Genomic DNA, 19,441 nt, shown 5'->3' on the forward strand with positions numbered 1-19,441 from the left:
ATTAAATCAATGCCTTTACAATTTCTTTAAAAATCTGGCCACGGTGTTCGTAATTTTGAAACCAATCGAATGATGCACAAGCGGGTGATAATAAAACAATATCTCCGGATGACGCAAGTTTCCGAGCTTCATCAACAGCTTGTTGCATCGAAGATGCAATAACAACTTTCTTCAATCCGGAAAATGCATCTTTCACTTTACCTGCCGATTCTCCAATTGCGATAACCGCTTTAACATGTTTCTTCAGCGGTTCAAACAATTTAGTATAATCGTTCCCTTTATCTCTGCCTCCAATCATCACAACAATTGGTTCTTCATATGCTTGCAGGGCATACCAAACAGAATCGACGTTGGTCGCTTTTGAATCATTGATATATTTTACACCATCCAATTCTCTGACGAATTCCAATCTGTGTTCCACTCCGGGAAAAGTCTTCAACGTCGATCTGATGCTTGCCGGGTTTATATTCATCAATCGCGCTGCTAAAATAGCTGCCATTGAATTATAGAGATTGTGGATTCCCCTTATCTTTATATCATCGGCATTAAATATTTCGATTTCTTTACCATCAATCGCAATAGCAACTTTATTATCTTTGACGAATGCACCTTCGCGAAACTCTTTTTCGATCCCGAACGGCATTCTGCGAACATTATTTGACGCTAACTTATCTACCGCCTTCCGGGTATTAATATCATCATGATTATAAATGAGATAATCATTCTTATTTTGATTCTTAAAGATTCTACATTTTGAATCGATGTATTTTTGGAGATTGTTTTCATACCGATCGAGATGATCGGGAGTTATATTGAGCAAAATAGAAATATGCGGATGAAATGTATCGATATAATCCAACTGAAAACTACTTACCTCAAGAATTGCTACCGCATCATTCTGCAATTCACCCGCAAAACAGGCAAACGCTTTCCCGATATTTCCACCAACCGACACATTTCTACCGGCATCGCTGAAAATATTACCGATCAAAGAGGTTGTGGTTGTTTTACCGTTTGTGCCTGTAACCGCCACGATCGGTGCCCTACAAAACCAGCTGGAAACCTCTAACTCTGAAAATATTTTTAAACCACGCTTCGATGCTTCTATAACTATCGGTGATGTTGATGGAACACCGGGGCTCAGCACCAGCATTCTTGAATCATAAACCTTATCGGTGTGACCGCCGGTTTCGTACTCGATCTTATTATTTTTAAGAGATATGATCGCATCCGCCAGTTTGGTAGAATCGCCGTTATCGCTGACAAAAGGAATTGCGCCATTACTCCTTAGTAACTCCGCAACAGCGATACCGCTCCGAGCCATACCCAAAATGCTGACTTTTTCACCTTTCACAATATTTTTTTGAATTTCATCCATCTATCGTCATCGAACTTTGAACGTTGCCAAACTCAAAATCATTAATAAAATCGCAATTATATAGAAACGTGTTACAATTTTTGGTTCGGGCCAACCGAGCATTTCAAAATGGTGGTGAAGCGGAGCCATTTTGAAAATCCTTTTACCTTCACCATACTTTCTTTTTGTATACTTAAAATAGGTTCTTTGAATAATTACCGAAATCGTTTCAACTAAAAATACACCGCCAAGAGTTGGGAGGAGTAATTCTTTTTTTATCAAAACACAAAGTGCCCCTATCGCACCGCCAAGAGCTAAAGAACCGGTGTCACCCATAAATACCTGAGCGGGGTATGCGTTGAACCAAAGGAAACCGAGCGAAGCACCCACTAATGCCGCGCAATAAATGCTTAACTCCGCATTCCCGCGCAGAAATGGAATGGTTAGATACTGACTGAGATCGGCGCGACCCGAAATATAAGTAATCACGGCAAGCGTAATTCCAACAATACAAACAAGTCCGGCAGCTAATCCGTCTAAACCGTCTGTTAAATTTACCGCGTTACTTGTTGCGGTTATTATAAAAATCACCATGGGAATATATAAGATTCCGAAATCAAGCTCCATGTTCTTGAAGAACGGCATGGTGGTGCTCGATTTCAATTTCCAAAGATCAACATCGATCCAGTGAGGGAAAAAATATATCACTCCACCCACAATCAGTCCAACAATTATTTGACCGGCGAGTTTGTATTCTTCAATCAATCCTTTTCTTTTTTTCTTCACTACCTTGAGATAATCGTCTAAAAAACCGACCGCTCCTAATGCTGCTGTTACGAAAATAATCAACCACACATAACCGTTTTTCAAATCTGCCCAAAGAAGTGCAGGAATCAGGATCGCGCCAAGTATAATCAGCCCGCCCATCGTTGGAGTACCAGCTTTACTCAAGTGTGTTTTAGGTGCTTCAACTTTTGCCGATTCACCGATTTGATGTTTCTTCAAAAGCCGTATCACTTTCGGTCCCAACCAAAACGCTATTATCAAAGCGGTTACTGCCGCAGCACCTGCCCGGAACGAAATATATTTGAATATTCCGAATCCCGGTGGATGTAATACCCGATTAATATATTCCAGCAGATAATAAAGCATTGATTTACACTCTTCCTCTCTTTAATCTTTCTGAGAGAAATATGACAACATCTTCCATTTTCATTCCGCGGGATCCTTTCACCAGGATCAGATCGCCTTTTGAAATTAACTCCGATGCGAATTCGGCTAATATGTTTTTTTGATCGTAATGATATTTCAATTTCACGGATGAATTATCGTGAATAAACTTTGACATATCTCCATAAGTTAAAAGATAATCGAATTTATTTTGCGTTACAGCTTTACCGATTTTTTTGTGTTCGTTTATCGCCGAATCTCCGAGCTCGAGCATATCGCCAAGAATTAATATTTTTTTACCTTTACATTTAATAGCATCAACAGTTTCTAATGCCGAGATCATCGAATCGGAGTTAGCGTTATATGTATCGTTGATTATTGTAACAGTCCCGAATTTTAAGATTTCCATTCTTTTATTCACGCTACGAAAATGATTTAGCGCTTTGGCAATTTTCGTCTCGGGAACACCAAATTCCAAACCTATAGCAGCCGCCGAAAGAGCATTCTTCATTGTATGCATACCCGGCACCGAAAGTTTTATACTAAATTCTTTTTTCTTTCTATGCTTCACGCTGAAAGTTACGCACCCGGCCGAATCAACACTTTTCATCTTGCCTAAAACATCGGCGGCAGAATCATTGAAACCGAAGAATATTTTATCCGTTACTTTGTCCGCATTCTTGTTTATATGAGGATCATCAGTATTAATAAATGCCTTCGATTTATCTTTCAGATAATCAAAAAGTTCACCCTCGGCGCGAGCAATGCCTTCAGTGGTTTTGAAAAATTCAAGATGTTCCGACCCGATATTTGTAATCACGCCATGAGTCGGTTTTAAAATATCGCATAAATATTTTATCTCACCGAAGTGATTTGTACCGATCTCAATCACGGCTATCTCGTGCTTCCTTTTCAACCGGAACAACGTCTGCGGGACACCGATCTGGTTGTTTAAATTTCCCACTGTGCTAAGAACTGTATATTTTTCCCCGAGCACTTTGGCTGTCATTTCTTTTGTTGTCGTTTTACCATTACTTCCCGCAATGGCGATTATCGGTATCTGAAATTTATCACGGTATAAAGATGCCAGCTCACCAAATGCTTTTAATGAATCTTTCACGACAAGAACAGGTTTATTCAAATATTTACGCCTGTCTGCAAATGTATCGATGACTGCACATGCAGCACCCGCATTGAACGCATCAACAACGAATTGATGTCCGTCGAACATCTCGCCTCTCAAGGCGATGAACAATTCATCCGTTTTCACCGTGCGCGAATCTGTTGAGACACCGCTGAATGATCGAACTTCTATTGATTCGAAGTTGAACGCCGATTCATGTTCAATTTTCAATATGTCGCTTTGCTTAAGATTCATACTTGTAAATTCATGAATGAATCAACAACCGCTTTATCGCTGAACGGAATTTTATTGTTTCCGATAATCTGATATTCTTCGTGCCCTTTTCCGGCGATCAGAATAACATCATTTTTTTTCGCGAAACCGATTGCTTCCTTAATCGCTGTAGCCCGATCGGTATGCCGATAAACCTGCGCTTCCGGGTGAACACCTTTCATTATTTCATCAATTATTTTTTTAGGATCTTCATTCCGCGGATTATCGGAAGTTATAATCGTAATGTCACTAAGACGGGTTGCAACCTCTGCCATCTTAACTCTCTTCCCACGATCTCGATCTCCACCACAGCCAAATACCGTGATTATTTTATTCGATCGGTTAGTTTCGAATAAATCATGAATTGTGGATAGAACATTTTCCAAGGCATCGTGAGTGTGCGCATAATCGATGATTGCAGTCCATCCAGTTTGCGAAATATATTGTTCGAATCTTCCTCTTACGGGACTAATATTTTTAATAGCGCCCTGTATGTCGCTAGCCGGAACACCTATCGCCCGACACGCTGCATATGCGGCAAGAATATTGCTTAAATTAAACTTCCCGATTAATTTAGTTTCAATATCGATTTTTTTTTCATTGTCGATGATGGTGAATCGGCTTCCTTCCATATTCATCCTGATATTGCTCGCGCGAACAGCGGCGTCACCGGATATTCCGTAGGTCAGCACCGATGCGTTTGTTCGGGAAATTATTTTCATACCCCATTCGTTATCAGCATTTAAAATTGCATGGGATGATGAAGATAGATTATCAAACAAAATAACTTTGGATTTAAAATATTCATCCATCGATTTATGATAATCCAGATGATCCTGCGTAAGATTTGTGAAAACAGCCACACTAAAATCTATTCCATGAACCCTGTTTTGGTGAAGCGCGTGCGAAGAAACTTCCATCACTGCATACTCACAATTACCTTTCACCATTTTATCCAACAAAGCATGAAGCTCCAGCGATTCCGGAGTTGTATGTGTGGCGGGAAATACTTCATCGCCAATTCGGTAATCGATAGTCCCTATGAGACCGGTTTTTTTTCCCGTTGCTTCCAGAATCGATTTTATCAAATGCGCTGAAGTGGTTTTACCGTTAGTTCCGGTTATTCCGATTATTTTTAATTTGGAAGAAGGGTTGTGATAATAATTCGAGGCGATCTGAGCAAGTGCGAGCCGGCTATTGGGTACAACCACCTTCATCACACCTTTGTGAAGAAAATAAGAATCGGGCAGGAGCGTGTCATTCTCTAAAACGATACAGATTGCACCGCGCTCCACTGCATCTTCGATAAATTTATGCCCATCCGATGTTGTTCCACGAATCGCGATGAATAAATCACCGTGCGTGATATTCCGTGAATCATATTGGATTCTATTTATTTCAATTTCCTGAGTCGGTGTCATATGTCCATATATCAGATGGAACATTTTGGTGACCGTTACATCGCTGATGATTTCAGAAAACTTCATCGTCGGTTTCCTGTCTGATCGTTCATACCGAGATCCAGATCGCTTTTCTGTTGACATATCAACGTGACTCGCATTCCGCGTTTTTTTTTGATTCCCGCTAACGGCGTTTGTGTTGAAACTGTTCCGGAACCGTTGACAACAGGAATTAAACCTTGTGTTTTTAAAGTTTCAATAGCTTTCCTTAAACTCAAACCGCGAACATCCGGGACCAGATCAGAAGCCTGTATGGTTTTCTTCTTTCCAATCTCAGAAGAAACAGATCCGCTATCTGCCGAGGCAACTACCGAATTCAATCGGCTCGTCACATCTGTAGTTGCAATTACTTGTTCCGCTATTCCGCGAAAAACCGGCGCGCTCACTAATCCACCATAATAACTTTCGCCCTTTGGTTTATCCATCATTACCAGACAAACAATTTGCGGATCTTCAATAGGGAAGAAACCCACGAACGATGCGATATATTCTCCGGTCGTATATTTGCCGTCAATCATTTTTTTCGAGGTGCCTGTTTTCCCTGCTATGCGTACACCATTAACTTTTGCCGATGTTGCGGTTCCACGATCCACAACGCCTTCTAAAAATTTAGTCAATTCTTGACATGTTGAATGAGAAATCACGTTCCGTATCTTTTGAGGTTTTGATTCTCGCACAAGTACGCCGTTTGCATCAACTTCCTTTTTGAAGAGCAAAGGTTTCATCAAAACACCATCGTTAGCGACGGCAGCGTACGCACATACAATCTGAAGCGGTGTAACACCAACTTCATACCCGAACGCCATCGTATTTAATGATGTTGCAGACCAGTTGATCGGTTTTTTCAAAACACCATTTAATTCTCCGGGATATTCAATATTGGTTGCAATACCAAATCCGTAATCACGCGCCATTTTGTAAAATCTCTCGGCACCAATAATATCGCTTATCTTTGCCATAACTATATTGCTCGACATTTCAATTGCTTCTTGAAATGTCAGAATTTCAGCTTTATGCGCATCGATTATTTCACGTGGTTTTTTATTCGCCGATATGTAAACTTTATATAATCCTTTTTCAGCGTTGAATTTACTTTCCGGTTTTACGAGATTATGTTCAATAGCCGCAGAAGCTGTGACGATTTTAAATACAGATCCAGGTTCGAACATATCGGTAAAAGCGCGCAAACGCCGATCTTCCATTTCGTATTTTCCGAAATTGTTCGGGTCAACTTTTGGATATTGTGCTATCGCTAATATTTCACCTGTCTGTGGTTGCATCATAATAACAAGTCCACGGTCGACCTTACTTTTTTCAACACCTTTTTTCAATTCTTTTTCTGCAATCGCCTGTAGTTGTATATCGATGGTGAGATAAATGTTATTGCCATCTCGCGGTTCCACACGCGGGTAATCAACAGAGGGGCGTGCACGTCTTAAGCCATCCCGCTGAAACACAACATAACCATCAGCACCCCGTAGTTCGTTATCATATTGCTGTTCAATTCCCGATATGCCCGAATTATCGATGTTAGCAACGCCGATAAGTTGCCCCGCGAGATAATCGTTATAGTAAATTCTCTTTGTTTCATAACGGGCAATTACTCCGATCATTTTTTTAACATCGATCTCTTTCAGATATTTAACATCGACCATACGTTCGAGCCAAACGAAGCGGGTGTCGGATTTTAGTTCTTGCAAATAATGGCTTTTGGGTTTTCCAAAAACTTTTGAAAATTTCTTTGAAATATCATCGGCATCTTCAGCAGCGATTTTAGGATCTGCCGCGAAGGAAACAAGCTGAGAGTTTGATGCTAAAACATTTCCTTTTCTATCATATAAAATGCCTCTCGAAGCCGGAAGCACGAACTTTGCCTGATATTGTTTTTGAGCTATTTCTTTATACTTCGGTGATTCGATAATCTGAACCTGAAGAAGCCGCATGGCAATAACACCGAAAAATACAAACAATAATATCCGCACAAATCGGAGTCGGGATTTTTTTTCATGAAAATCTCCGATATCATATGCCGGCAATTTTTGTTGTTGTTCAATCGTCATTTTTAATTACCAGATTCGAGCGGTTCTGTTCTGTTAAGTTGATCAAGTTTCGTATCATCGAATTCGAACCAGATCGGTTGTTCGCGAGGCGATACTAATTCTAATTTATCCGTCAAGATTTTCTTCTCTATCCGTTCCAGACTCGATTTCTTATTTATTTCCGCAAGAAGGAAACCGTTCTCGTTCACCATTTTTTCGTGAAGATTGTTCAGATCGTTCACTTCAACCACAAGTCTATTCACACAAATTTTATTCCAAATGTAACCCACAATCATAAATGATACGACGACGATAATTGCGAGAATAGAAATCGAAGATTTACCTCGTCCTTTCACTGCCCGATTTTGGCGCGGTGTGCCGTTCGTCTTTAGTGGTACTGAATTACCGTTGTAAATTTCTTTCGCCATTATCTATTCGTTATTCCTGCGGTTAAAAAATATTATTATAATTTGCTAAACCCGTTCAGCAACTCTCATTTTTGCGCTCCGAGCGCGTGGATTCTGAATAATTTCTTTTTCTTCAGGTTCAATCGGTTTTTTCACTATTAACTTTAACATCGGTGTTTGTATCTTATCAGGTAAAAACTTATTCCCCGACGGAACTGATTTTTGGGATGCTGAACGAAAAGTATCTTTAACTATTCGGTCTTCCAGAGAGTGATATGATAAAACCACAATTCGTCCGCCCGGCTGTAAAATGCCGATCGCATCAGTTAAACCTTTTCTTAAATTTTCTAGTTCATTATTAACATCAATTCGAATTGCCTGAAATATTCTCGCAATCGATTTTTGCAAAAACTTGCCTGAAATACATAGTTCTACAATTGCCGCCAACTCTTTTGTTGTTTCAATTTTTTTCTCGTTCCGCATCTCTATTATTTTATTAGCAATACGACTGGAGAATCTTTCCTCTCCGTATTCCCGGAATATTTTTATTAACCGTTCCCGGGAATATGAATTCACAACATCGGAAGCGGAAATTTTCTGCTTAGTATTCATTCTCATATCAAGCGGTCCATCTGATTGATAACTGAATCCCCGCATTCTGTCATCAATTTGATGAGACGATATGCCAAGATCGAAAATAATTCCATTTATCTTTTCAAAACCAACCTGTCGTATTTCCGACTTGATATTGGAAAAATTATTTTGACAGAAATGAACACGTGGTTGAAATCTCGACAACTTATTCTTCGCGCTTTCAATCGCTTCAGCATCTTCATCGAAACCGATGAGTTGACCGCTGTTCGATAACCGATTCATTACCGATTCGGCATGTCCACCGCCGCCAAGTGTACCGTCTACATAAATTCCACCTGGTTCTGTTATCAGAAATTGAAGCACTGCTTCAACAAGAACCGGTACGTGGAAGCTGTTGATCATTTTTTTAATACTACCGAATGAAGTTAATTCTTATTGCATTATCTTTGCGGCAATTTTTTCATAACTTTCCGGTTGGTCTAATTTGTACTCTTCATATGTCTTAGGATTCCACAATTCAATTTTATCGAGTGTGCCTATGATGCGAACTTCGTTTTGGATATCTGCGTATACACGAAGCTCCGGTGGGATCGAGATACGTTGCTGCGTATCAAGCTGACTTTCTTGCGCGAATTCCAAAGTTGCTCTTATAAAACGCCTGCTTTCGGGATCGTTCGCCGAAAGTCCGCGCAAACTCGATTCTAATTTATTCCATTCGTCTAACGGATATACAAAAAGACACTGCTCAAATCCTCGTGTCACAACAAATGTATCATTGGCTTCGGGTGAAACATACTTACGTAATTTCGCCGGAAGACTCACTCTTCCTTTATCATCAACAGAGTACATATATGAACCTTTAAAAGACGACATAATTAAATTTTAAACCCTTTAAAATGAAAAATATTTCACACCATTATTCCCCACTTTTCCCCACCGTGAAGTTCCAATTTACGGTTTTTTTGATGAAAGTCAAGTAATTTAGAAGAAAAATAATAAAAAATCTGTTTATTAATGGTGGGTAAGAATCGAGAGCTCAAAAACTGTCGAAATTATGCAATTTTTGAGCTTATTAAGGTGGGGATTTAGGATGAAAAAATGTGTAACTTTTAATAGTTTAAAAGAATTTTTACCGATTTGTTATAAGATTTCTATGATGTAAAAAAATGAATTCTACTATATATCAGCTATGACGGATAGAGATTATATCTCCGTCGTTGACAATATACTCCTTACCTTCAAGCCGCCATAGCCCCTTTTCCTTAACTTTTGAAAAAGAACCTTCATTATCGATGAAATCTTGATAACCAACAACCTCGGCTCTGATAAATTTGTCGAAGAAATCACTATGAATTGCACCGGCTGCCTCTTGTGCGCTCATTTCTTTTCGTATCGTCCACGCTCTGCATTCATCTTCTCCTACGGTAAAAAATGAATGGAGCCCTAATAAAGAATATGCCTCACGCACAATAACATCGAGCGCAGATTCCCGAATGCCATACTCATGCATAAAATTTTTTGTTTCTTCATCTTCGAGGAGAGTTAACTCCATTTCAATTTTTCCTGAGAATGATACAACATCTGTGTTTTTACCCGATTTATTTTCTTGTACACTTTTTAGTATAATGTTCGATGATGAGAGTTGTTTCTCGTCGAGATTCAGAACGATTAACATAGGTTTGACTGTCAGAAGAGAATATGATTTTAGGATATGAATTTCGCTTTTTGTAAGTTCCGCTTCACGCAACGGTTTTTCATCGTGCAGATACTGTATACATTTTTCGAGCACGGGTAATTCGCGTTTTTGTTCATCAGTTGAATTTTTTTGGAATTGTTTTTTAATCCGTTCTATGCGTGCTTCAAGTATCGCCATATCCGAAAGTATAAACTCTGTTTCTATTATAGAAATGTCACGGAGCGGATCGATGTTTCCTTCGGGGTGTGGTACCGCATCGTTTTCGAAAACCCTGACAACTTGCACGAGGGCATCGGTTGTTTTTACATTCGATAAAAAATTGGTTGTAAACTGTGTTCCCCCGGAATCACCACGCTGTAAACCGACGACGTCAATCAACTCAATTGTAGCATAATTAGATTTCTGAGGAGAAAATATTTCTATCAGTGCTTCGAGCCGTTTATCAGGAACTTTAATAATTGCCTGTTGTGAAGCACGCTTACCTGAACTTGAACCATCCTGATGTGCTTTTGTGATCGTTTGAAATAAGGTTGATTTACCTGAGAATGGGAGTCCGACTATGCCTATTACCATGATTGATTATGAAAAATATGATTGAGAAATTATCCTGAGCGAAAGAAAATATTCACAGAGAAGAAAACAGAACTATGCGTTAACATACACAACGATATTACTACTCGCAGTGCCCGGAGCAGGACTTGAACCTGTACGACCTTGCGGCCACTAGCTCCTGAAGCTAGCGCGTCTGCCAATTCCGCCATCCGGGCGTTTATTTACCTTTTTGAATTTTTTTCCACTTAATTGTACTAAATTTTTAACTTTTTTCCAATCATTTGAAATCATACGCTGGTTTTTATATATTAATTCCGGTAAATAAGTATTTCTGAATCTAACGTAAATTTTATCTTTGAACAATTCTGTAGAGAGATTTAATGAAAAGATATTTCTCAATCTGTATTTTCTTTTTCATCTTCTTCTATACCGTTGCCGCTCAGTATTCTTTTAAATGTGACTCGATTAATACTTCTAACGGAATACTGAAAATATATTTCATCGGACATGGTACTTTGATGTTTGAATATCAAAAACAAATAATTCATGTCGATCCATGGAATAAACTTGCTGATTACCAAAAACTACCTAAAGCCGATGTCATTCTTTTAACTCATCATCATCCCGATCATCTCGACACAACAGCAATTAACCATATATTAAAATCAAAAACAACGATCGTTGGAACCAGATCTACTTTTGAGACTATTCAAAGGGGTAAAATATTACATAATTACGACACCACTATGACCGGTGGAATAAAAATAATTGCAGTACCCGCTTACAACATCACCGAGGAACGAAACAAATTCCATCCGAAAGAAAGAGATAATGGTTATATTCTTTCAATCGATGGAAAACGTATTTACATCGCGGGTGACACAGAAAATATTCCAGAGATGAAAACACTTGGGATAATTGATGTCGCCTTTCTTCCCATGAATCAACCATACACAATGCTTCCGGAACAATTAGCAAATGCCGCACGAATGATAAACCCAAAAGTTCTTTATCCTTATCACTTCAGCGATAATGATACAACAGGATTGAGAAAATTATTGAATGGAACAAATATTGACTTGCGCTTTCGATCTATGAGATGAATGCTTTTTTATCAAGATTAAATACTGATTAAAGGAATGAGCAAACTTGATTATCTTCCATCTTTCTTGTAATTTATCCAACCATCATTTAAAATGGTACTATTTATAATTCACCACTAAACCGATCCAACTAAACAAGGGACCGTTATGAACGAATCAAAAAAGGTTACCCCATTTATTTCCGCTGATGCCAACCTTCCAGAATTTACGTTGCGTGTTGTAATTCTTGGCGTAATTATGGCTGTTATAATGGGAGCGGCTAATGCATATCTCGGATTAAAAGCCGGCATGACAATCGCCGCGACATATACAACTGCGGTAATAAGTATGGCAGTATTAAAAATATTGAAGGGAAATATTTTAGAAGAAAACGCTGCCAGAACAATTGGCTCCATAGGTGGGAATGTGGCAACCGGGGCTATTTTCACACTTCCGGCATTCTTTATTGCATCGATATGGAATCCGTTTTTTTCGATAGAGCATTATATAATATCAACGTTAATGTTGATTTTTGCCGGAATATTGGGAATAATGTTCGTTACTATTTTGCGCCGCGTTTTGGTTGAAGACGTCGAATTACCTTTCCCGGAGTCGATTGCAGCAGCAGAAATCCACAAGTCAGGGCAAGGTGGTGAACAGAGTTCAAAATATCTTTTTGCCGGAATGGGTGTTGGTGCTTTTATAAGTGCCTTGGTGGAATTCAAATTTATAGCTGCGGGATGGCAGAAGGTTGTTTCTCTTACAAAAGGATCTTTAATGTTGCGTGCACCGGGAATGAACCCGGCTTACTTTGGTGTCGGATACATAATCGGACCAAAACTTGGTGCAATAAATTTTAGCGGTGGTGTGCTTGCGTGGGGTTTACTCACGCCAATTATCGCATATTTTATTCATCGGGATAATCCGGAGACGGTAAGCAATTGGACTACCGAATTTACTTTCATATGGAAAAATTACGTCCGTTACATCGCAATCGGTGGAATGCTCGTTGGCGCCTTCTATACGTTATATAAAATGCGCAATAGTCTATTCAGCGGTATTATACGTTCATTTTCTTACGTGAGAAAGTCGGCGGCGGGCGGTGATAATATTCTTCGCACCGAGAAAGATATAAACATCCGATGGTCGCTGCTTCTAATTGGAATCATAGTTTTGGTTATGCTGGCGATCTTTAATTATTTCACCGGAAGTTTATTTCCCGCGGCTGTCGCGTCGGTGGTAATGTTATTTCTTGGATTTGTTTTCGCTGCCGTTTCCGGATATCTTGTCGGGATTATTGGTGTTAGCAATAATCCTACCAGCGGGTTAACCGTATCGGTTCTGATTGTTGTCGCATTCCTTATGGTGGGACTTGGAATGAAAGGTGAAGCGGCTATTGCGGCAGTGCTTGGTGTTGCCGCTTTTACATGCACAAGCGTTTCGGTTGCCGGTGAAATGATGCAAGACCTTAAGGCAGGACATATTCTAGGATGTACACCATGGAGAATGCAGGTAGGAGACATCTTTGGTGTTACGGCTGCGGCACTTGCTATGTTTTTTGTTCTTTCTCTTTTACACCTCGGAGACATTAAACAAGTTGTTGGAAATGAAATTGAGAAATTAGAAAAATCCGGTGTACAGAATATAGAATACAAAGGTAAAAATCAACAACTGCTTGGTTCTACATTTTCTTTAAATGAACTTAAGCAAATGGAACCCGAACAGCAAAATGATATATTAGGTACGCAGGCGGGATTCGGCGGCGAAAAACTTGCGGCACCGCAAGCAAGTTTAATGGCTGTTGTTGCGCGTGGTATTGTAGAAATGAAAACGGAATTCATTTTGATAGCAGTTGGAATGTTGATGGGGTTTGGATTTATTCTGATGCAGGTGAAAAGTCCGATGCTGATATGCGTTGGGATGTATTTACCGATTGATACGTCTTTCGCTATTTTCCTGGGTGGGGCAATGAAAGGCATTCTTGAAAAAATAGCTGAAAAACGAAAAATAAGTGATACTCAAAAAGAAAAGATGAATAATATCGGTGTTCTGCTCGCATCTGGATTAATCGCCGGAGAAGCATTATTGGGATTATTATTCGCCGGTCTTGCATTCGGAGAGATAAAATTGTTCCATGCTTTTGAATCACCATTTTATGTGCCAAGCATAATCGCCATGATTCTTCTTGGAATTTTCTTGATTCGTATACCACTTAGAAAAGCGAAGTAATTAATCTTAACATATACGGGGAAGCTGCTCGCCCGATATCATATCGACGATCCGCTTCCCCCGTATGGTGCTTTCTAAAACTACAACACCTCTATGATCGTCAACTACTTTTCCGATGATGCAGGCATCTTTTCCGAACGGATGTTTTTTCATCGCCTCAACAACTTTTCCGCTTTGTTTACCATCTACAAAAGCAATTAGTTTTCCTTCGTTCGCAACGTAGAGTGGATCTAATCCCAGGAGTTCACATGCGCCTTTTACTTCTTCGCGCACAGGAATTAATTTTTCATTTATTAAAATTCCCACTTCTGCACTTTGGGCAATTTCGTTTAAAACAGTTGCAACACCACCGCGGGTCGGATCACGCAGTACATGTATATCCCGATCAATTTCGAGTATAATTTCGACCAAATTATTCAACGCGGCACAGTCGCTTTCTACAGGTGAATCGAATTTCAGTCCTTCACGGACCGACATGATAGCAATTCCATGATCCGCGATATAACCGCTTAGAATGATATCGTCTCCTGGTTTCGCCCTTCGCGGATCAATATTCACACCGTCGGGAACAACTCCTATGCCCGATGTATTAATAAAAACTTTATCTCCCTTTCCCCTGTCAACAACTTTCGTATCTCCCGTAACAATTTTAATCTTCGCATTATCGGCAGCCCTTTTCATTAACTGAACTATGCGCCACAATTCATCCATCGATAACCCTTCTTCGATGATAAATCCCACCGACATATAAAGCGGCTTAGCACCGCACATCGCCAGATCGTTTACCGTGCCGTTAACGGCAAGTTCACCGATTGATCCTCCCGGAAAGAATATCGGATTGACGACATAAGAATCTGTTGAGAAAGCAAGTTTGCCGCTTGGAAGCGAAAGCACAGCTCCGTCGTGAAGATGTTCTAATTGACTTGATTGAAATTGAGACGCAAACATTTCCTGAATCAATTGCTGCATTAATTTTCCGCCACCGCCGTGCGCAAGAGTGATATTTTTGTACCTTGCGATGGGTAGTGGACATGAAAATTGCGGATCGGAATTTTGATTGTTTGTAGTCATAATAATTTCACATTTCTAAGATAAGGACTTCCAGTTCAATCTTTGTCGTTCTTCGTGTTCAGAGCATCTTCGACGGTAACGATATCGTCTGAAGAAATCGTAAAACCCGCTGCCTCAACATTTTCAACGACTTGTGTCGCTGTACGTGCCCCTACAATGGCAGAGGTAACTGCGGTATGTTTGAGCACCCAAGCAATTGCGAGTTGCCCGACAGTTTTATTGTATTTTGAAGCTATGGGTTTGATTTTTTCCACAAATTCAAGTGCCCTAGAAAGATTTGGCTCCAGATAAAATTTATTTGAACGACGCCAGTCATCATCTGCTAATTTGGTAATATCGAACTTTCCGCTTAAAATTCCTGCCTGCATTGGGCTGTATGCAATCACACCAATATTTTCCCGTAAACAGTAAGGCAAAATTTCTTTTTCTATCTGCCGTCTCAGCAAACTGTAAGGTGGTTGTAACGATTGTACCTGAGAAATCTTATTGCAACGTTGTAATAATTGAAGATCATAATTGCATACGCCAATAAAGCGTGTCTTACCTTCTTCTTTGAGTTTAACAAGAGTTTCCCACGATTCTTCGACTTCTGTTTTCGGATCGGGCCAGTGTATCTGATAAAGATCAACATAATCAACATTTAATCGATTCAAACTTTTTTCAATTTCACTTATTATACTTTTTGAAGATGCATGTATCTTAACATTCCGTTGATCGTCCCAAACCATTCCGCATTTTGTCGCAAGAAAAACATTTTGTCTTTTATCCTGAAGAGCTTTTCCTACAACTTCTTCAGAGTGGCCTAAACCATAAATTGCCGCCGTATCGATCCAATTAATTCCCAAATCGATTGCACGATGAATCGCATTGATAGACTCATTATCGTCGATCTTGCCCCAACCGAATTGCCAAGGACCGCCAATTGCCCATGCGCCAAAACCGATTTCTGTTAGTTCCGGACCATTTTTACCTAGTTTTCTTCTATTCATCCGAGTGTTGATCGCGCAATTTTCTAAAATACTTATTTGAAGTTAATAAGGTTTTATGGAATTCCCAAAGATAAGAAGCGGCCGAGATATAATCGCACTGCCAAATTATTCAATATGTTGGCGGTTCTTTTTTCTCCTTGAGTCGTTGATAGACTTCCGGAAAATATTCTTTTGTACAGTCGGGGCATAATCCGTGTGTGAATACCGCGTCGGAGTGTTTTGAAATGTATGTTTCAACCTGCGTCCAATATCCCTTGTCGTCACGAATTTTTTTACAGCTTGAACAAATTGGCAATAAACCCGAGAGTGCTTTAACCTCAGATAAAGCATCGCGTAATTCGATGATAAGTTTTTCCCTGTCCTGCTCAAATTTTTTGCGTTCGGTTATCTCGCGTGCAACTCCAACAAGCGCAACAGGTTTATTTTCCACATCATAAACAACAGACGACCAAAGTTCAACCGGGATTGAAGTGCCGTCTTTGCACTTATTGATAACTTCGCCATTCCAATCTCCCTTCTGGATGGTCGCATTGTGGATTTCATTCTGCATCTCGTCGGTAACATAAGGAGACGCAATTAAAGAAATATTCTGACCGCTCAACTCACCCTCAGAATATCCATACATCTTGATAAAAGCATCATTAACAAATAAAATATTATTATTTAAGTTAGTTATGCAAATTGCGTCTCTCGCAGATGCAACGGTTTGGGCAAGAAGCAATTGTTTTGCTTCTGCTTGTTTCAAATCAGTTACATCTCTGTTAATTGATAGAACAGCATTTCTGCCTTCGTATTCTATCATAACGGCATTAGCTATGATTTGAATCTCGTCCTGATTTTTATTGATATGAATAGTTTCAAGCGCTTCTGCTCTTTTTTCTCTAAGAATTTGATCGATCACCTGACGACCATTGTCGATATTTTTAGTGATCTCTCTAAGACCTCTTCCAATCAACTCTTCCCTTGTAAATCCATATAGTTCGCATGCTTTTTTGTTCACGGCGAGAATTATTTCATGATCGGGATCGAAAATCATAATTGCATCGTTTGCTGTTTCAAATAACTTACGGTATTGTTCTTCCGATTTACGTAAAGCAATGTCATCTTTTCGCTTTCTTATGATATAGGCGGTTCCCACGAATGCGATTATAAGTAACAGTGAACCGACCGGAATATAAAAATAAGGTAAAAGATAAAAAGGAGGCGGAATGGTGAAAGAAACGGTTTTTATTTCATTTGAAAATTCGCCGAGCTGATTTTTCGTTTGGATAGAAAACGTATGTTCGCCGCTTGCCAAATCGGGGATGATGGTGCTTCGTTCTTTATTCCACTCTGTCCATGGTTGATTATCCACGCAGTAGCGTATTTTAATATCATCAGGCATCTGTTCTCCCCAGAAGGAATATACTCTCCAATGGGCAAGTAAAGAAGAATTTTGAATGAGCGGATTAAATAATTTCACAACAGGATATTTGTCTGATAGTTCTTTCAGATTTAGTATTTGAACTCCGCCACCGCTTGTTCCAAGGTAGACTTTATCATCCGTAGACAACAAACCCCATATACGGGAATTTTCTATACCTTCATGAACATTGAATTCGGAAAAAGTGTCGTGGTCATAAATAGATACACCCCCGCGAGTCGCGATCCAGACTTTATTATCATTGCTAATTTTTATATTCCATACTGCATCGCTTACAAGTCCATCCGCCGTTGTGAAATATTTGGGTGACTCATTTTCTATATACCCCAATCCGAACCACTGATCTCCAAACCATACTTTGTTGTTCTTATCTACTGCGAGTGTGAAAATTCTATTGTTCTTTAAACCATTTTCAGTTGACCAGTAATTCCATTTACCATTCTTCGAATTCTCTGATATCGGCTTCCATCTGCCGATCCCCGCGGAAGTTCCGAACCAAAGTGAACCATCATCGCTCTCGGCAAATGAATATATTCGCGCATTGGCTAATTCTTCGGTCATCTTGAATTGTGTGAACTTGCCGCTATCGTAATAATACGCACCCGGTTCACGGTCAACTTTGCGAACATCAAAATCGCGACGGTAAAGGCCAAGAAACCAAAGTCGTCCCTTCTTATCCATATTAATTTTATGAATTGATCCCGCATCTAGACCTTCCAGTAAACCAAAATATTTCCAGGTTGAACCGTCCCATCGGTATGTTCCATCGAAATAATAACCGCTCGAAATCCAAATATTATTGTTATTATCCTCAATTAATCCTGTTATGGCTCCTATTTTTTTTTCATTGATCTTCTCAATCGTTTTAATCGAACCATCCGGATAGTGAATTACCAGTCCGTTCCCGGTTCCGCACCAAACAGACCCATCTTTACGTTTAATAATTTCGTTTACATTATTTCGTTGATCCGGAGAGGGAAATTTCCAAACTGCCCATCGTTGAGACGAAACGACATGAAGAAATAATCCAACCTCTGTGCCAACCCACAAATCTCCATTAGAACGGTACTTTAAAAAAATAATATTCTGAAGTTGGGATGGTGTGGGTTTTATAGTTTTCCATTCGTTGTTATCGAATATTTTTAATTCATCAGATTCTACTATCTTGATGGCCTGACCGGCAGCATTTACGTCGAATCCCAGTATGTTATCATGATCCTGAAACGGTTCCAGTTGAGGCATGGAAGATGATGCCCAGCGCCATAAACCCACATGCGAAGGAGGTGACCAAATCGACATAAATCCTAAGCCATTTTTATTTTCGCAGAGTCGGTTTATATTAAAAAGAGTTGCGGCGGCAGGCATCTTTTCTTCCCAAACATTTCCGTTCCATCTGAACAATCCCTGCGATCCGTTAAGCCATATTACTTTGCCTGATGTATTCCAAATCGTTGTATATTTTTGTTCTCTGAGTTCAGGTGGTGTTTGATAAGGAATAACTTTATTATGATGAAGTATATAAAGAGATGAATCAATTATCAATAGAAATTTATCATATCCAAAATATGCTAATGAGGCGATCTTGTTTTCGTGACCCTCTATGATGATCGGAATTTCTCTGAAACCACCCTGTCCGCCATAAAATAGACGATCATTATAAACTATTAAGATACTGTCTCTTTCATCCGGAATAATTGCGGAAACCACTTGATTAGACAAACCATGTTCCTTCCCAACCGGTGTCCATGAATATCCATTGAACCAAGCAAGTCCTGATGAAGTGTTCGCCCATGGAGTACCTCCACTCGTTTCCACCACATCGAATACTCTCACTGAGGGCAATCCGGATTCAGTGGTAAACAATCTCCATCTCCACTGATCTTGAAGTGTTATCTGTTGAGCATTACCCGTGGAACTTAGTAAAAAAAAATACAAGGTAGGAATACAAAAAAATAGAATAAAAATATTTTTCTTTT

General features: G+C 39.5%; 14 protein-coding genes and 1 tRNA gene. 2 read left to right on the forward strand and 13 right to left on the reverse strand.

The window, feature by feature from the left end:
* Position 1: 1 nt before the first annotated feature.
* The 10 genes from HZB59_13260 to HZB59_13305 all read right to left on the reverse strand — a co-directional run bounded on the left by HZB59_13260 (position 2) and on the right by HZB59_13305 (position 10,886).
* Positions 2-1,369 (reverse strand): UDP-N-acetylmuramoyl-L-alanine--D-glutamate ligase, encoded by a 1,368-nt coding sequence (locus tag HZB59_13260; GenBank protein ID MBI5022398.1) that lies wholly within the window; start codon positions 1,367-1,369, stop codon positions 2-4.
* A gap of 15 nt (positions 1,370-1,384) precedes the next feature.
* Positions 1,385-2,509, reverse strand: a complete 1,125-nt coding sequence (locus HZB59_13265) for a phospho-N-acetylmuramoyl-pentapeptide-transferase (protein MBI5022399.1) — start codon at positions 2,507-2,509, stop codon at positions 1,385-1,387.
* Positions 2,510-2,513: 4 nt separating this feature from the next.
* Complete coding sequence (gene murF / locus HZB59_13270) at positions 2,514-3,905, reverse strand: UDP-N-acetylmuramoyl-tripeptide--D-alanyl-D-alanine ligase (protein ID MBI5022400.1); 1,392 nt, start codon at positions 3,903-3,905, stop codon at positions 2,514-2,516.
* Entirely contained in the window at positions 3,902-5,410 is a 1,509-nt protein-coding gene (locus tag HZB59_13275) for a UDP-N-acetylmuramoyl-L-alanyl-D-glutamate--2,6-diaminopimelate ligase (GenBank protein ID MBI5022401.1), read from the reverse strand. The genes murF and HZB59_13275 overlap by 4 nt, the downstream gene beginning before the upstream one ends.
* Positions 5,407-7,443, reverse strand: a complete 2,037-nt coding sequence (locus tag HZB59_13280; GenBank protein MBI5022402.1) for a transpeptidase family protein — start codon at positions 7,441-7,443, stop codon at positions 5,407-5,409. Before HZB59_13280 ends, HZB59_13275 begins: the two co-directional genes overlap by 4 nt.
* Before the next feature lie 2 nt (positions 7,444-7,445).
* Complete coding sequence (locus HZB59_13285; GenBank protein MBI5022403.1) at positions 7,446-7,850, reverse strand: hypothetical protein; 405 nt, start codon at positions 7,848-7,850, stop codon at positions 7,446-7,448.
* A 45-nt stretch (positions 7,851-7,895) separates the two neighbouring features.
* Positions 7,896-8,825 carry a 16S rRNA (cytosine(1402)-N(4))-methyltransferase RsmH gene (rsmH, locus tag HZB59_13290; protein ID MBI5022404.1) on the reverse strand — a complete coding sequence of 310 codons (930 nt, stop codon included), beginning with the start codon at positions 8,823-8,825 and terminating at the stop codon, positions 7,896-7,898.
* 30 nt (positions 8,826-8,855) lie between these two features.
* Complete coding sequence (gene mraZ, locus HZB59_13295) at positions 8,856-9,296, reverse strand: division/cell wall cluster transcriptional repressor MraZ (GenBank protein MBI5022405.1); 441 nt, start codon at positions 9,294-9,296, stop codon at positions 8,856-8,858.
* 310 nt (positions 9,297-9,606) lie between these two features.
* Positions 9,607-10,692: a redox-regulated ATPase YchF gene (gene ychF / locus HZB59_13300; GenBank protein MBI5022406.1), complete on the reverse strand. Its 1,086-nt coding sequence runs from the start codon at positions 10,690-10,692 to the stop codon at positions 9,607-9,609.
* Between the two features lie 110 nt (positions 10,693-10,802).
* Positions 10,803-10,886 (reverse strand) — tRNA-Leu (locus tag HZB59_13305).
* 165 nt (positions 10,887-11,051) lie between these two features.
* On the opposite strand from HZB59_13305, the gene HZB59_13310 reads away from it, so the two are divergent.
* Both HZB59_13310 and HZB59_13315 read left to right on the forward strand, forming a co-directional pair.
* Complete coding sequence (locus HZB59_13310; protein MBI5022407.1) at positions 11,052-11,774, forward strand: MBL fold metallo-hydrolase; 723 nt, start codon at positions 11,052-11,054, stop codon at positions 11,772-11,774.
* A gap of 147 nt (positions 11,775-11,921) precedes the next feature.
* Positions 11,922-13,982 (forward strand): oligopeptide transporter, OPT family, encoded by a 2,061-nt coding sequence (locus HZB59_13315; GenBank protein ID MBI5022408.1) that lies wholly within the window; start codon positions 11,922-11,924, stop codon positions 13,980-13,982.
* Between the two features lie 6 nt (positions 13,983-13,988).
* Here the strand turns inward: HZB59_13315 and hypE are convergent, their stop codons facing one another.
* The 3 genes from hypE to HZB59_13330 form a co-directional block, all read right to left on the reverse strand.
* On the reverse strand, positions 13,989-15,053 hold the full coding sequence (gene hypE, locus HZB59_13320) for a hydrogenase expression/formation protein HypE (protein ID MBI5022409.1): 1,065 nt from the start codon (positions 15,051-15,053) through the stop codon (positions 13,989-13,991).
* Positions 15,054-15,088: 35 nt separating this feature from the next.
* Positions 15,089-16,042, reverse strand: a complete 954-nt coding sequence (locus HZB59_13325; GenBank protein MBI5022410.1) for an aldo/keto reductase — start codon at positions 16,040-16,042, stop codon at positions 15,089-15,091.
* Positions 16,043-16,151: 109 nt separating this feature from the next.
* Positions 16,152-19,298, reverse strand: a complete 3,147-nt coding sequence (locus tag HZB59_13330; GenBank protein ID MBI5022411.1) for a PAS domain S-box protein — start codon at positions 19,296-19,298, stop codon at positions 16,152-16,154.
* Between the last annotated feature and the right edge of the window lie 143 nt (positions 19,299-19,441).

It is taken from the genome of Ignavibacteriales bacterium (assembly GCA_016214905.1).
Classification (GTDB): Bacteria; Bacteroidota; Ignavibacteria; order UBA10030; family SZUA-254; genus PNNN01.